We start from the raw sequence: 977 nt of genomic DNA, 5'->3' as shown, positions 1-977 counted from the left end.
AAGGGTGAGCCGGTCTCGATCGAGCAGGTCACTATTCCTGATCCTGGTCCCAACGATGTCGTGGTGAGGATCGCCGCGTGTGGGGTCTGTCATACCGATCTGCATTATCGCGAGGGTGGCATCAACGACGAGTTCCCGTTTCTGCTCGGCCACGAGGCCGCCGGGACGGTGGAGTCGGTCGGGGATGCGGTCACGCATGTCGAGGTCGGGGATGTCGTGGTGTTGAACTGGCGTGCGGTGTGTGGTGAATGCCGGGCGTGCAAGAAGGGCAAGCCGTGGTACTGCTTCGATACGCACAATGCGTCGAAGAAGATGACCCTGGCCGATGGCACGGAGCTTTCGCCGGCGTTGGGTATCGGTGCGTTCGCGGACAAGACGTTGGTGCACGAGGGTCAGTGCACGAAGGTGAATCCGGAGTCCGATCCTGCGGTGGTGGGTCTGCTGGGGTGCGGTGTGATGGCTGGTCTGGGTGCGGCGATGAACACCGGCAACGTCTCGCGTGGTGATTCGGTGGCGGTGATCGGGTGTGGTGGTGTCGGTGATGCGGCGATCGCGGGCGCTCGTCTTGCGGGGGCGACGACGATCATTGCGGTCGATCGGGACAAGGGCAAGCTCGAGTGGGCCAAGGATCTCGGTGCCACGCACACCGTCGATGCGTCGGTGGTCGATGCTGTGGAGGCGGTGCAGGAGCTGACCGGTGGGTTCGGTGCGGATGTGGTGATCGATGCGGTGGGGCGTCCGGAGACGTGGAAGCAGGCGTTCTATGCCCGTGATCTTGCCGGGACGGTGGTGTTGGTGGGGGTTCCGACGCCGGAGATGACGCTCGAGATGCCGTTGATCGATTTCTTTTCACGTGGTGGATCGCTCAAGTCGTCGTGGTATGGCGATTGCTTGCCGGAGCGTGATTTTCCGTTGTTGGTGGATTTGTACGAGCAGGGTCGGTTGCCGTTGGAGAAGTTCGTGACCGAGCGGATCGG

1 protein-coding gene is annotated in these 977 nt (G+C 62.5%); it reads left to right on the top strand.

All coding sequences use genetic code 11. The features are described from left to right. Window positions 1-18: 18 nt before the first annotated feature. A partial coding sequence (locus CH293_RS27590) for an S-(hydroxymethyl)mycothiol dehydrogenase (protein WP_094722063.1) occupies window positions 19-977 on the top strand: 959 nt, incomplete at its 3' end.

Origin of the sequence: Rhodococcus sp. 14-2470-1b, from assembly GCF_002259415.1 — a bacterium.
GTDB lineage: Bacteria > Actinomycetota > Actinomycetes > Mycobacteriales > Mycobacteriaceae > Rhodococcoides.
This window is presented reverse-complemented; position numbering and strand designations above follow the sequence as displayed.